14 protein-coding genes are annotated in these 14,208 nt (G+C 63.9%); 7 read left to right on the top strand and 7 right to left on the bottom strand.

The annotated features are described in order from the left end of the window. The 5 genes from N5096_RS13885 to N5096_RS13865 form a co-directional block, all read left to right on the top strand. On the top strand, positions 1-528 hold a 528-nt coding region (locus tag N5096_RS13885; protein ID WP_267665413.1), incomplete at its 5' end, for a transposase. Positions 529-588: 60 nt separating this feature from the next. Beyond that, entirely contained in the window at positions 589-1,395 is an 807-nt protein-coding gene (locus N5096_RS13880) for an FkbM family methyltransferase (RefSeq protein WP_267665412.1), read from the top strand. 81 nt (positions 1,396-1,476) lie between these two features. Beyond that, complete coding sequence (locus N5096_RS13875) at positions 1,477-2,316, top strand: glycosyltransferase family 2 protein (RefSeq protein ID WP_267665411.1); 840 nt, start codon at positions 1,477-1,479, stop codon at positions 2,314-2,316. A 141-nt stretch (positions 2,317-2,457) separates the two neighbouring features. Next, positions 2,458-3,120 carry an FkbM family methyltransferase gene (locus N5096_RS13870; RefSeq protein WP_267665410.1) on the top strand — a complete coding sequence of 221 codons (663 nt, stop codon included), beginning with the start codon at positions 2,458-2,460 and terminating at the stop codon, positions 3,118-3,120. 299 nt (positions 3,121-3,419) lie between these two features. Next, the gene (locus N5096_RS13865; protein ID WP_267665409.1) at positions 3,420-4,343 is read left to right on the top strand and encodes a glycosyltransferase; all 924 of its coding nucleotides are present in this window, start codon (positions 3,420-3,422) and stop codon (positions 4,341-4,343) included. On the opposite strand, the gene N5096_RS13860 is transcribed toward N5096_RS13865, so the two are convergent. Both N5096_RS13860 and N5096_RS13855 read right to left on the bottom strand, forming a co-directional pair. Further along, positions 4,344-5,294, bottom strand: coding sequence for an NAD-dependent epimerase/dehydratase family protein (locus N5096_RS13860; protein ID WP_267665408.1), 951 nt, complete (start codon positions 5,292-5,294; stop codon positions 4,344-4,346). A 2-nt stretch (positions 5,295-5,296) separates the two neighbouring features. After that, the gene (locus N5096_RS13855) at positions 5,297-6,304 is read right to left on the bottom strand and encodes a sugar phosphate nucleotidyltransferase (protein WP_267665407.1); all 1,008 of its coding nucleotides are present in this window, start codon (positions 6,302-6,304) and stop codon (positions 5,297-5,299) included. Between the two features lie 129 nt (positions 6,305-6,433). On the opposite strand from N5096_RS13855, the gene N5096_RS13850 reads away from it, so the two are divergent. Then, the gene (locus tag N5096_RS13850; protein ID WP_267665406.1) at positions 6,434-7,645 is read left to right on the top strand and encodes a glycosyltransferase family 4 protein; all 1,212 of its coding nucleotides are present in this window, start codon (positions 6,434-6,436) and stop codon (positions 7,643-7,645) included. A gap of 46 nt (positions 7,646-7,691) precedes the next feature. After that, positions 7,692-8,807 (top strand): glycosyltransferase family 4 protein, encoded by a 1,116-nt coding sequence (locus tag N5096_RS13845; protein WP_267665405.1) that lies wholly within the window; start codon positions 7,692-7,694, stop codon positions 8,805-8,807. Here N5096_RS13845 and N5096_RS13840 read toward each other — a convergent pair whose 3' ends face one another. The 5 genes from N5096_RS13840 to N5096_RS16575 all read right to left on the bottom strand — a co-directional run bounded on the left by N5096_RS13840 (position 8,808) and on the right by N5096_RS16575 (position 14,125). After that, entirely contained in the window at positions 8,808-10,253 is a 1,446-nt protein-coding gene (locus N5096_RS13840) for an oligosaccharide flippase family protein (RefSeq protein WP_267665404.1), read from the bottom strand. It abuts the gene before it with no gap. Between the two features lie 57 nt (positions 10,254-10,310). Further along, positions 10,311-11,510 carry a glycosyltransferase family 61 protein gene (locus tag N5096_RS13835; RefSeq protein ID WP_267665403.1) on the bottom strand — a complete coding sequence of 400 codons (1,200 nt, stop codon included), beginning with the start codon at positions 11,508-11,510 and terminating at the stop codon, positions 10,311-10,313. A gap of 25 nt (positions 11,511-11,535) precedes the next feature. Continuing rightward, positions 11,536-12,585 (bottom strand): glycosyltransferase family 4 protein, encoded by a 1,050-nt coding sequence (locus tag N5096_RS13830; protein WP_267665434.1) that lies wholly within the window; start codon positions 12,583-12,585, stop codon positions 11,536-11,538. Then, positions 12,582-13,721, bottom strand: coding sequence for a glycosyltransferase (locus tag N5096_RS13825; RefSeq protein WP_267665402.1), 1,140 nt, complete (start codon positions 13,719-13,721; stop codon positions 12,582-12,584). The genes N5096_RS13830 and N5096_RS13825 overlap by 4 nt, the downstream gene beginning before the upstream one ends. 80 nt (positions 13,722-13,801) lie before the next feature. After that, the gene (locus tag N5096_RS16575; RefSeq protein ID WP_425493576.1) at positions 13,802-14,125 is read right to left on the bottom strand and encodes a DUF7124 domain-containing protein; all 324 of its coding nucleotides are present in this window, start codon (positions 14,123-14,125) and stop codon (positions 13,802-13,804) included. Positions 14,126-14,208 lie beyond the last annotated feature (83 nt).

Here is a 14,208-nt window from a genome sequence, read left to right as displayed (position 1 = left end):
TCAGCGCAGCAACACCCGCAATCCGGCCACGTTGCCCTCGACAGCACGTTCTTCGAGCGATCTAACGCTTCCCAGTATTATTGTCAGCGGAAAGGACGAACAGTAAAGACGGTCAAGGCGACGACATTGACCGATACAGAGTCGCTGGCGGTATTGGACGTTCACTGCTGTATCAAGCATGAGCACGATACGAAGGCTGGCCCGCGGGTCGTCCGCCGGAACGCGGACGACCTGCGGGCCGTCGCTGCCGATAACGGATTTCAAGATTGGCACACCGAATACGAGATCGCAGCATTAGATGTGGACTACCTCATTCAGTACCGTGGATCGACCCCGAAGGCAGCAGCTAACAACGCGCTGATCCGGGCAAAGGGCTATACACAGCGGTGGATGTCGGAAACATCCTACTCAACGGTCAAGCGAACGCAGGACTCCGCCCTGCGTTCGCAATTCTGGTACCGACAGTTCCGTGAGATCATCCTCTCGTTCGCCCTCAACAACCTCAAGAAGCTCGCCAAAACACTATGATCCCGCTCCCGTACCGCATTTTCAATAGAGCACAATAATGGATGGCCAGAAACCCACACTATGAAATCTATAATTAGAAGAATAGGGAAGGCCATAAATGGTTTTTCCGGAGGACTGCTGTCTGAAACGAAAACGGTACGGCGTGTCTACAACCAATATCTCTCCGGGACATATGAGTTTGAGAACTTCTCGATGTATGTCCCCCCGGAGGGCATCGGAATGTGGGAAGATCAAACGAAAGGTTTCATCAGAGATACTTCTGAGGGTTCGGTTTTCTGGGATATTGGTGCAAATATTGGCTTCTTAAGTCTCTACGCCGCGGACGGGGCTAAGTTGGTGCGTGCGTTCGAGCCAGAACCCAACAATTACCGGATATTGAATGATAACATCGAGTCAAACAGCTTCGACAACATACGAACACACAATGTCGCGGTGTCACAGAAAGAAGGCGAGGCAATACTATACCAAGGATCGGAGGGTGGGGGAACCCACTCGTTAGCCCGCAGCGAGAACCTGAAAGAAGGCTCAGTATCTGTCAAATCGACTACTACCGATTCCTTAGTGGCGGAGTACGGTGCCCCCGATTTCGTCAAAGTCGATGTCGAGGGGGCAGAATTCAAAGTCCTAAAAGGTGCAAGCGACTCGCTAGAAAACCATCGCATTACCTGGCTAATCGAGGTACACTCCTCACAGACGGGCAAACGGGGCGACCGTCTCAGCGAACACGGGGCCACGGTTCATGATTTATATGGCATATTAACTGAGTATGGTTACGACGTATACGGATTCGACGGAGACCTTTTTGAATTCGATTTGGAAGATGACGCTCTCCCTCTCCACTGGTACGCGACAAAAGATAATAATTAGCTGGTACCAAAACCGCTTTGTTGAGTAGAATCGTGTGAGAGATAGATAACCCTATCAGTAGTGACTTTATCTATATAACTCATGAAGCCGGTGGACGTTACACTCGCAATCCCCTGTTATAACGTCGCAGACGTACTCCCGGAGACCCTTTCTGCGGTTGCTGACCTAGACGATTCCCCCGGGAGAGTCATTTGTATCGACGACGGGTCGACCGACGAGACGGCCGAGGTGATTCGAGATACGCCGGACATCGAGTTGATTCAACACGACGAGAACAGGGGTCTGGCAGCCGCCCGAAACACCGCGCTGGAACACACGGAGACGGAGGGGCTGGCGATGATCGACGCGGACGTGGTCGTAGATCCCGACTGGTTGACTCATCTGATTGAAGAGATATCTACCACAGACGCCGTCGCGGTTGCCGGGTGCGTGGAGGAGCGAGTAGATACGCTCGGTGACGAGTGGAGAGCATTCTACTACTCATCTAACTTCGGTTCTGAACCGCGTGGAGAGGATCTTGGCTGGTTGATCGGTGCGAACGTGCTGTACGATGTCGATGCGTTGAGGGCCGTTGGTGGCTGGGACGAGCAGTATCGGACGAACTACGAGGATGTCGATCTCGGAGAACGGCTAACCGACGCTGGTTACGGACTGCGCTACATTCCAAGAGCACGCGGTGAACATAACCGAACGGACACTGTTCCGGAGGCAATTCGCGGCAAGTGGAACTGGGCGTTCAGAGGCCGGAACGAACCGCACTCGATCGGCCACCTGTTTCGACGTCTTCCGTTTCACGCAGGAATTGGGGCCCGTGACACGTTTCTCGCAGTTAAAGATCTAAGGCTCCGTCTCCTTCCTATCACACTCGTCTACCCGCTCTTCTGGATTTACTATGATCTCGAGTCGTATTTCGGGGGTTGAATCGGCCAGGGAGATGTGAGCGGCCGAAATTGCAGTCCGGTAACCAGAGCAATCTGCATTGCGAAACGAGACCGTCATCGTCCACCATACTTCACAGGACATCACGCTTTTATCACCAACTGGAGTACTACAGGCTATCACATGCTCTCACGATTCGTTCAGACGTTCTACAACCGTCTACTACGTCCCCACCTACCTCGAAAGATTGCTTCGTTTAATGGTGTTCCTGTAAGGCAACCTCGGCTCCTCGACCGAACCGACGTTCGACCGGAATACGAAGCCCCTCTTGTATCAGGAATAGAAGAACAAGTGGGAGGCAGCGACAACGTCGTTGTAGTCGGCGGTGGGTATGGGGTCGCCAGCACTTATGCCGCGAGGAGGGCAGGTCCGGAAGGGAATGTAACGGTGTTTGAGGGTGGTGAGGAACAGGTTAGTCGGGTGCGAGAGACCGCTGTTTTGAGTCGAACGGCGGAAACCATCGACGTCCGGCACGCCATCGTTGGAACTGACAAAAACGTCTATGGAGATTCGAGCGATGCCAGTATCCTCCAACCCAGGGATCTCCCGTCGTGTGACGTACTCGTACTCGACTGCGAGGGAGCAGAGATTGATATCCTTGAACACATGTCGATCGAACCTCAAGCAATCGTCGTCGAGACGCACCACGTCTACGATGCGCCAGCCGAGGACGTGAGAGCGCTCCTGCACGAACGCGGGTATGATATCGTTTCAGAGCGAATCGAGGAATCTCCATATGGTGACCTTCCTGTGTTGACGGCGGAGATAAGCGATCAGAAAGAGTAGCACAGGAACATCCGAATAGCTATATGTTGTAGTTCCGCTCCCGAAAATATAATCAGTCCCATCCAAGTTACCACTGTATGCGCGTCTCGCTCCTCGCTTTCGACCTCTCTCATAACTGTCTCGTAAGAACGCACGTACTGGCGATGGTCCTCGATAGGCACCACGAAGTCGAGATCGTCGGGCCGAAATTCGATTCGAGCGTCTGGGAACCACTGGCCGACAAGTACGACTACCGCGGTGTCGAGACGAGTTCCTACGTCTGGGAGTTCCCGCGGAAGGCCGATGACATCCTCGAAAACGTGACCGGCGACGTGGTGTACGCACGCAAACCTCGTGCCACCAGTTTCGGACTCGGACTCGTCCACCGTCGACGAACTGGGACGCCCCTCCTCCTCGACATAGAAGACTGGGAAGTCGGGCTGTTTCTCACGTACCGCTCTCGGCTCCGAGCGGCCACGACCGGCATCCCGAAGCTAATTGACCTCAATTCCTATTACCCGACGCTACTCTCCGAGTCGCTCACCGGACGCGCCGACGGCGTGACCGTGTCGAATCGGTTCCTCCAGCAGAAATTCGGCGGCGAGTTGCTGCCCCACGTCCGCGACACCGACGTCTTCGACCCGACGCGATTCGACTCGGCCGAACTCCGGCGCGAGACGGGCCTCCCCGAGGACGACGTGCTGATAATGTTCACGGGGACCCCGAGACCACACAAGGGCGTCCTCGAACTCGTGAAGGCGGTTCGATCACTCGACAGAGAAGACGTGACCGTCGTCGTCGTGGGTGCCGACGACTCCGAGTACGTTCAAGACATCGAACGGATCGGCGGCGACGCTGTCGTCACGGTTCCCCCACAGCCTTTCGACGAGGTGCCACGCTGGGTGGCGATGGCCGACATCGTGGCTGCACCACAGCGCCAGACCGCTGGACTCCATGGACAGATTCCGGCCAAAGTGTTCGACGCGATGGCACTCGGGAAGCCGGTCGTGGCGACAGCGATCTCCGACCTCCCCGACATGCTTGACGGGTGTGGCGTCCTCGTCGACGAACCGACGCCCGAGGCACTCGCAGAGGCGCTCCGTTCGCTCGTCGACGACCCCGGGAAGCGCGCGGCGTACGGCCGAGTGGCGCGGTCACGCGCCGTGGAAAAGTACAGCGTCGAAGCACAGGTTCCGATGCTCGATGCCCTCTTAGAATCTGCCGTCGAAACCCGTTCCCACTGACTACTCGCTCTCCTCGAACGCCGCCACCGTCCGCTCCAGCCCGTCCGCCAACCCGACGCTCGGTTCCCACTCCAGCGCGCCCGTCGCCTTCGAGATGTCGGGCCGCCGCACCTCCGGGTCGTCCTGCGGCAGCGGTTCGTGGGTGATCTCGCTCTCGGTGTCCACGACGTCGAGCACCGCCTTCGCAAGTTCGAGGATCGTCCCCTCCTCCGTGTTGCCGAGATTGAACACGTCGCCACCTGCGACGTCGCGGTCCGCGGCCACCACGGCCCGAATTCCCGCAATCAGGTCGTCCACGTAGCAGAACGACCGGGTCTGGGTACCGTCACCGTAGACGGTCAGGTCGTCGCCGCGCAGCGCCTGCGAGAGGAAGTTCGGGATCACTCGCCCGTCGTCGGGCCGCATTCGGGGCCCGTAGGTGTTGAAGATACGCACCGTCCGGACTTCGACGTCGTACTGCTGGTCGTAGGCCACCGCGAGCGCCTCGCCGAAGCGCTTGCTCTCGTCGTAGGGGGCGCGCGGCCCGCGGACGTTGACGTTGCCGTTGTACTCCTCGTGCTGGGGGTGGACCTCGGGGTCGCCGTACACCTCGCTGGTGGAGGCGAGCAACAGCGTCGCGTCGTGGGCGAGCGCGCACTCGATCGCGTTGCGGGTCCCTTCGCTGTTGGTGAGCGCGATCTCGACGGCGTGGGAGGCGAAGTCGTCGGGGCTCGCCCGCGAGGCCATGTGATACACTTCATCCACCCGGTCGAAGTCGGGGAACTCGTCGCGGACGTCGTGCTCGCGGCTCTCGAATCGTTCGCTCTCGACGTGGGCGAGGTTCGCCGGCCGGCCGCTGCCGTAGTTGTCGAGGGTCGTGACGCGGTAGCCGTCGGCGAGCAGGGAATCGACGAGGTGGCTGCCGAGGAAGCCCGCGCCGCCGGTGACGACCGCGTGCGGCGTCTCCGTCATCCTCACAGGTCGATGCTGCTGTTGTCCCCGAGGTTGAGGTTCGTCGGTTTCCCGTCCACCTCGGCGTTCGTCCCGACGATACTCTCCTCCATATTCACGCGGTCGAGAGTGGCGTTCCTGCCCACGATGGCGTCGCTGACGATGCTCGTCGCAATGTCGGCGCCGTCGTCGATGCTGACGTTCGGGCCGACGACGCTGTTGGTGACGGTGACATCCTTGCCGAAGTCGACCGGCGGCACGACCACAGAGTTCGTGAGCTCCTCCGCGCTGTTGGTCTCCACCTGCGAGAGGAGGACGCGGTTGGCCTTGAGGAGCGTCTCGGGGCGGCCACAGTCGTACCATTCCTGTACCTCGAAGGTGGTCAGCGTCGCGCCCTGCTCGATCATCCGAGCGAGCGCATCGGTGAGCTGGTACTCGCCGCCCGCACCGCGCACGTCGTTCTCGACGAGGTGCCCGAGCGCGTCGAACAGTGCGGGACTGTCCTCGATGACGTACACCCCGCTGATCGCGAGGTTCGACGGCGGGTCGTCGGGCTTTTCGACAAGACTAACGATGCGCTCGCCGTCGACCTCGGCCACGCCGTAGTGCTGGGGTTCGTCCACTGGCTTGATGCCGATGCTGCCGTCGGTCTCGCCGTTGTCTTCGTGGGCCGTGAGGAAGTCGCGGTAGCCGTGCTCGAACAGCATGTCACCGAGGAGGACGAGCATGCTCTCGCTCCCGACCGCCTCGCGGGTCTGGTACACGCTGTGGCCCAGTCCCTCGGCGTCTTCCTGCTCGACGAAGGTGAACGCGAAGCGCTCGCCGTACTCCCGGGTCGCGTACTCGACGATTTGCTCCTGCATCGTCCCGCCGACGACGATCACGACGTCGTCGATATCGGTCTCGTCGAGGCTTGCCAGGATGTGTCCGAGGATCGGTCGCCCGGCCAGTCGAACCATCGCTTTCGGCTTCGTGTGCGTGTGGGGATAGAGCCGCGTCCCCTGTCCCGCCGCAGGAATGACTGCTTTCATACACCGGCCGAGGGACCTCTGCCCTATAAATCCACCACGTCGCGAGGATGCGGCGGGCCGATCCGGTGGCCGCTCGCCCGGTCCGTGCCTCCGGTACCGCTAAAAGCGTAGCCCGCTCACAGTCGATGAATGCACGTCCTCGGCCTGACCGACCACCTCGGCAACGTCGGTGGTGCTGAGATCAGCGCCCGGACCATCCTGTCGGGCCTCGCGGTGCGGGACGACGTGGACGCGGTCACCGTCGTCGGAATCGACGACAGCGACGCGAAACGCCTCGACTTCGACGGCGTCGAGGTCGTCCCCGTCGATCCGCCGCCGGGTGCCGACTCCCTCCCGGACTTCGCGGTCGACCTGCTGGTCGAGCGTCGCCTGGCCAGGGCCGCGCGCTCGCGGGCCGCGGACGCCGATGTCGTCCACGCGCACCACCGGCGAAGCGCGCTCGCGCTCTCTCGGCTCGACGTCGAGCCCCCGACCGTCGCGACGGTGCGCGATTTCTGGCCGGCCTGCCCTATCAGCATCTACGACGTCGGCGGAGAGCGGTGTACGGGGTGTGACGACCGACTTAACGACTGCGTCGCCCACCAAGGCTGGGATGGGCTGACGGAACCGGGCGTGAAGGCGTACCTGCTCGCCAAGCGCCGCCACCAGCGGCCGGCGCTCGCCGCCGCCGACTGTGGGGTGTTCATCGCCGACCACATCCGGGAGCGGTTCGCCGGGAGCGTCGAGTTGCCGGACTACACGGAGACTATTTACAACCCGGTGGACGTCGACACTGACGTCGCCCCTGCGGACTTTGACGCACCGACGTTCGTCACCGCGAGCAGCCTCTCGGAGTCCAAAGGCGTCGAGACGGCAGTGCGCGCGATGGGCCGGGTCGTCGAGGAGTTCCCGGACGCGAGACTGCTCGCCTTCGGCGACGGTCCGCAACACGAGAGTCTCGAGGCGCTCGCCGACGACGTCGCCCCGGGTGCGGTCGAGTTCCACGGGCGGGTCGACCCGGAGGCGGTGTACGAAGCGATGGCCGGCGCGACCGGGACCGTGTTCCCTTCGGTGTGGGACGAGCCGTTCGGCCGGATCACCGTCGAGTCGATGGCGCTCGGGACGCCCGTCGTCGGGAGCGACGTCGGCGGCATCGCAGAGGTGATCGAAGACGGCGAGACCGGGCTGCTATTCCCGCCTGGCGACGAGTCGGCGCTGGCCGAACACCTGCTCGCGCTCTGTCGCGACTCGTCGCTCCGGGAGGGGCTCGGTGACGCGGGACGGGAACGCGCCGCCGACTTCACGCCGGCCCGCGTCGCCGAGGAGCACCGCGCGCTCTTCGAGCGACTGGTGGGCGAGTAGCTGCGACTCCACTATCGTTTTACCGTTCGGTGTTCAACCCCGCCCAATGGCCGACGTACTCGTCCTGAACAACCGGAAGCCGTACTTCTTCGTGGAGTTTGTGGACATCATCTTCGAGGAGGTCGAGGAACACCACGACGTCACCCGACTCGACCGGGAGGGGAGCGTGCTGGACACCACGCGGGCGTTCGTGACCGCATTCCTCTGGGAGCGCCCCGATGCCGCGGTTGTCGTCGGGTCGGGGTTCGCGACGTTCTGGGTGACGCTCATCGGCAGGATTCTCCCGTCGACCGACGTCGTGTTCTTCCACAACGACTTCACCTACCAGTACTACCGGGACTTCACCGAGGACGCCTGGCTTCGCACGCAGGTCGAACGCCTACAGGAGGGCGGGCCACTCAGGCTGTGTGACGCCGTCTGGACGCTGACCCCGTACCAGGAGGACTACCTTCGGGAGAAGAAGGGGATATCCAAGCCGTTCATCCGCGTCCCCCACGGCGTGGACGTGGACGAGTTCCGGCCCGACGTCGAGGGACACGACGAGGTCAGGGAGGAGCTCGACCTCGACGAGGACACGCTCGCCGTCGGGGTGGTCGGAACGTTCAATCGCTCGGACAAACACGACATCGTCTACGGCTGGACGATCCTCCGCGCGCTCGCGGAACTCGACGATGACGACGACGACGTAGTGGGAGTCCTCGTGGGGAGCGGCGACGCGATGAAGTACATCCGGGAGCGGGCCGAGGAACTCGGCATCTCGGATCGGCTGATACTGACCGGTCACGTGCAACACGACCGTCTGCCGGCCTATCTCGCAGCCCTCGATGCGACCGTGTTAGCCAAGCAGGATCACCCGATCGACAAAATGACGACGACGATGAAGCTCCCGGAGTACCTCGCGGCCGGGACCTACCCCATCGTCGACGACCACGCGTACGCCCAGACGATCCTCGACCACGACGTCGTCGGCGTGTTGCCGTTCGAGGGTATCAAGGACGAGGCCTTCCCCGGGCGCCTGGCCGACCACCTCCGCCTTCTCCTCGACGATCGGGAGCGACTGCGGGCGGGCCAGCGCCACGCACGCGCCGTCGCCGAGGAGCGCTTCGACTACGAGACTCTCCAGACGGAGATGCGGGAGGAGCTCGAATCCCTCCTCGCCTGACTACCCGATCGGGAGGACGTCCCCGGCGATGCCCCACAGGCGTTGGCGCGTCCGGGGACTGATGCTCAGGAGGAGTGTCCAATAGACGGCGACACCGGTCGATACCAGGACCGCGAGTTCCACGACCGGCTGAAGTGCGAGAACGCTTCTGAGCCACAGCACGACGCCCCCCATCACGCCCGCAGACGCTATCTGCGCAGCGATCGGGCCGAACGGGAAGAATCGGAACCCCAGACCCAGCATCGAACGGAGTGACCAGCCGAGGTAGGCCGTCGCCACCGTTACGCCGACCAGGGTTCCGATCGCCGCACCGACGATGCCGATCGTCGGCACGAGGAGCAGGTCGAGTGCGACGTTGACCGTCATGAGCAACACGTTCGCGCGGAGGGTCACGTCCGGCCGGTCCACTCCCATCACCACGCTGGAGAAGACCGTCCGCAGACTCTCCGGAACCTGGATGGCCATCGCCACGATGGCGACCGTCGCTCCGGCTGCGAACTCCGCCGTGAACAGCGTCACGATGATCGGCCTGGCGAGGATGCCGACGCCGACGGCAGCGGGAATCGCCAGCACGGTTGCAAAGATTATCGCGTCTTCGAGCACTTCCTCGACGCGCTCGGGATTCTCCATGGCGTCGCTGTGACTGATCTCCGGCAGTATCGTTGAGGAAATAGACATCGAAAACGTCTCGAGTGCGATAGTGAGGCGAAACGGGATGTTGTACAACGACACGGCCTCGCTGGAGAGCAAGCCCGCGATGACGAACGTGTCCACGTTCGCGTACACGCGGTTCGCGAACCCCTGTACGTAGGTGTACTTCGTGAACGAGAGCAGGCTCTCGAACTGCGCCCGAGCGGGTCGGGCCAGGTCGTAGGGAACCAACGCCACAGATACGACCGCCGCCGCGACGACGCCGATGGCCACGCCGGCCAGCAGTCCCAGCAGTTCGAAGCCGAGGAGAACGAGGCCGACCTGCGCGACCACCCGGACAACCATCTCGACGAACGCGACGCCCCCGGTGCGGCCCACGTGTGAGGCGCCGCGCAGGACGGCCTTCGCCATGTCCGACACCTGGTGTGCCCAGATGGTGACGAGGAGGAGCGCCACCACGACGAACCCCATCTCGAAGTACGACTGGAGGTAGTCGGTCGCCGCGAGGCCCACGACCGTCAACACGAGCAGCGCGACCAGCGACAGCACCGCGGTCGCGCCCACCAGTTCGCGCTCGTTTCCCCGCTCGCTGATTCGCTTCGTAACCGCGGTGGAGAGCCCGCTGCTCGCCACCAGCATCGCCATCGCGACGATGGCCTCGAACACCTGGAAGAGCCCCAGGATGGTAGTGGGATTCTCCAGTGCCCGCGTGAAGTACATCACCGATCCGAAGGAGAGCAACAGCGCGCCGTACTTGGCGAGGAGCCAGCCGATCCCCGAGCGCGCGACGCCCATACAGTCCGTTCGATTTCGGGGGCAGCGTAAAGGTGTGTCGCTCTCTCGTCCGCCGAGTCAGTCCAGAACTTCGGCGAGGAGTTCCTTGAGAGCGTCCACGTCGACGCGCATGTCAGCCCCGCTGGGCTCGCAGCGGAGGTAGCTATAGTCGTACCCGAGCCCGGTGACGATCGAGTAGTAGCATGGATTGACCGTGTCGCCGAACAGTTCGACGACGGTCAAGTCGTCGCCGTACATCGTGTTGACCAAGCCCGCGCCGTGGGGGCCGACGACGGCGTCCGCGCCCGCAAACAGTTCGACCTGCTCGGCGAGCGAGTACTCCGAGAGGACGTGGCGCTCGAAGCCGCGGTCCCGGAGGGCGTCGAGCACCGCGTCCTCGTTGACGACGCGTCGGCTGTCGCTGTCCTCGCGCGAGACGTAGACGCGCTCGTCCGAGGACGGGGTCGCCCCGACCGCGTCACGTATCCGGTCGCGGAGCTCGCGCAGCGCCGCCGGCGAGACGATGCTCCACCCCTTCAAGTCGTCGTCGTACGCGTGGCGACGCATCGACGGCACCACCAGTTCATCAACGTGGACGCGACCGCTCGGGTAGGTTATCCACCTGTTATCCTCCACGCCCGCCCACGCAAGTGAGTTTGTCAGCCACGCTGGCGGGTCCGGGGGCAGCAGGACGGCCGGTTTCTCGCCGGTGCGACGCTCGTACGCCTCGAGCCCGAGCACCCGCGGGAGATAGTCGGTGAACCAGTGGAAGAACTCGTCGTCGAACCGGCCCACGAAGCTCGCCACCGGCCCGGGGAGCGTCGTGCTCGCCCGGCCGGGACCGCGGTGGAGGGGAAGGTGTCCGTGGCCGACCGTCCGCACGACGGTGTCCGTCAGCCGTCCCACCGACCCCTCCGCCTCCTCGACGATGTACTGCTGCTCCGGTGCGACCGTGAGCCCCCATTTGCCGACCAGGTCGACGTCGCGGAGTACCGAGACGAACGGGGTCGGCATCGTCCGCGTGCCAACCTCGGTCTCGAACTTCCCGGGGAGCGGCTGTACGCCGACCGGTGGCTGGCAGTCGAACGTCTCCGCACCGTCGTACTGGAAGGATTCGGTGACACATGCGGTCGCGGACGACTGGAGGTCCGAGCGGGCCAGGAGGAACCACCCGGTCGTTTCGAGCGCACGGACGGCTCCCCGGCGAACGACGGTGCGATAGCCGGAGCGAGCGAGCGCTCCCAGATCGGGGAGCGCGGAGCGGACGCCGGGACTCACAATCGTCCATTCGTGGCTCCGCCTCTTAACCTTCTGCTTCCGCGTACACGTCGAGCAGACGGTCGACCACCTCGTCCCAGCCGACGACGCTTGCTCTGCCCACGGTACAGCTGACCGCTCGCTCGACGGCGGGAGCAACGGTTTCGCATCCGACCGAATCGATGCCGACCACGCCGTCGGAGTCGGTCCAGTCGACGAGGGCACCGGCGCGACGCACTAGGCACGGCGTCCCGGCCGCCAACGCCTCTCCAACGGTCAGCCCGTAAGCCTCGAACGCGGACAGGGCGACGTACGCCTCGGCGCCGGCGTATAGCGGCGGGAGCCGCTCGTCCGCGACGTATCCGAGGAACTCTACCCTGTCGGTCACCTCGGCCTCGCGCGCCACCTCGCGGAGGCGGTCGCCGTAGTCGCCGATGCCAGCCACCAGCAGGTCGTAGTCGGGGAGCTCTGGGAGCGCCCGGATGACGTGTTGGACCCCCTTGTACTGCTCCAGACGCCCTACCGTCAGCAGGTACGGACGCTCCCGTTCGAACGGGTCTGCGTCACGGAAACGTTCGACATCGATGCCGTTGGGGACGACGGTCGCCTCCACCCCGAAGTCGTCGGCTAGCCGCTCGCACTCCCAGTCGCTCACTGCCACGACTGCGTCCGCCCGCCAGAGCGCCCAGCGTCCGAGCGGCCGGTACAGCGTCAACAGCCGGTCACGGATCGACGAGGCGCTTCCGCCGTGGTAGTGTGGCGTCGTCACGAGGCGGGCGTCTCCGGCGGCGACAGTGGCGAAAAGCAGTGGCAGTGCGTGATAGTTGTGCGCGTGAACGACGTCGGCGTCGACCTCGCGGACGGCGTGGGCAATGCCGGGTGAAACGTGGAACGCGCCGCCCGGCTCCACTCCGCGACACCGACGGACCGAGACACCACTCCTCGTCTCCCGGCGGTCGCCGTTCGCAGCGGCGTCTGCGGTGACCACCTTGACGTCGTGGCCACGAGCGATCAGCCGCTCGCTGATCTCGCGGACGTGGGTCTCCACCCCGCCAGTCTGCGGCGGATACCGGGGGACCACTTGGCAGACCCTCACTCGAACGCCTCCCGCGAGCCACGATCCACTTCCCACGTCCCCGTCACGTCCCCCCTGACCAGCCGGATCTGGGCGACGAGCAGGGAAACTTGTGCGTCCACAACGGCGTGGAGCGGCTGGATCGGACCGAGCCGGTCCGACTGGCCCAGCCAGCCGAACGCCACGGCGAGGACCGGGATTGCCAGCCCCCACGCCCCGGCCACGCTCACCGCGGCCGCCGTGACCACGACAGCCGTGAGTACGGCCAGCCATGGCGAGATGACCATGAACCACCAGTTGAACGGCAGCACGACGCGGCCGTAGCGCCCGTGGCGACCTAGGAGGTCGCGGTTGCGCATGAGCAACTGGACGAGTCCCATCGCCCGCCGGTCCTTCCGGGTGCGGCGCTCCGTGAACGACGACACGCCCGACTCCACGAACCGCATCTCGGGGTCCATGACTACGCGGTCACCGCCCCGCCGGACGCCCACGCCGATCTCGGTGTCGTCGGCGAGCGAGTCGGGCGCGATGGGGACAAAGTCGTCCCGCTCGAATGCGAAGCAGGGGCCGTGGCAGATGAACGTCGAGTCGAGGTGGGACTCCAGCGTCTGGAGACGCGAGAGTATGTCGCGGTAGTCCTGCTCCACCTCGCTGTCCCCAAGCACGTCCGCTTGCCGGCCCGTGACCGCGCCGACCTCGGTGTCGTCGAGGTTCGCCGCCGCCACGCGGAGGGCGTCGTCGGCGAGTTCGGAGTCGGCGTCCGTGCGGAACACTACTTCGCCGGACACCGCCTCCATCGCGCTGTTGATGGCTCGTGCGACCCCACGCGACTCTTTCTCGACCAGCGTGAGCGAGGGGGCGTCGCGGTCCGCGAAGAAGTCTCGAACCAGCGCGGGAGTCTCGTCGTCGGAGGAGTCGGCCACCACGACCTCGACCCTCTCCATGGGGTAGTCGAGCGCGCAGAGGTTTGCGAGTTTGCGCTCGATGATGTCCGCCTCGTCGTACGTCGGCAGTAGAATCGACACCGTTGGCTCGGCCTCGTCCGTGGACGCCGGCGTCCCGCTCGGGGCCACGAGGGCGTAGAGGCCCACGTACACGACGTAGGGTACGGCGGCGACTGCGACGAGCGCCGCCGTCGCAACCACGAGCATGTCCATACGTCCTAGAGCGGCCGCCCCCCTCAAATCCCTTCCGCTCAGGGCCAGTCGTCACGGCGCTCGACGGTCGACTCCGACTCTTAGGCCTCGTACTGAAGGCGCCACTCGGCGTCGGCGGCCGTATCCACGACGTCCCGGTACGCCCAGCCGGCGGCCCCCGCGACCGACGCGTGCTCGTCGCTCGTGCCGACGTATACGTGCCGGTCGGTGGCGTTGATTGTCCTTCGTCCGCGAGTGTCTCCGTGTTCACCCGCCCGGTCCGGAGGTGAAGTCGGGCTCGAGGCCGTAGTCCCGGACGGCCTTGGTGAGAGTCGGCGGCTCCGCCGCCTCCTTCGCTGCCGGCGATCCGGACGGCCGTATCCACGCGCAGAGGACAAGATATAGTAGACGTTAGAAATAATCACTCACTTTTGGGATCATCCGTTGTAGTTTAGCGGCGCGTCGAGGCGGTGTTTATGCGGATAGTTGAGCAAGACGGTGTTGAGTC

The organism is Halorubrum yunnanense (assembly GCF_026586675.1).
Lineage (GTDB): Archaea > Halobacteriota > Halobacteria > Halobacteriales > Haloferacaceae > Halorubrum > Halorubrum yunnanense.
Note: the sequence above shows the minus strand (reverse complement) of the source record. Positions and strands in the feature narration are given on the sequence as shown.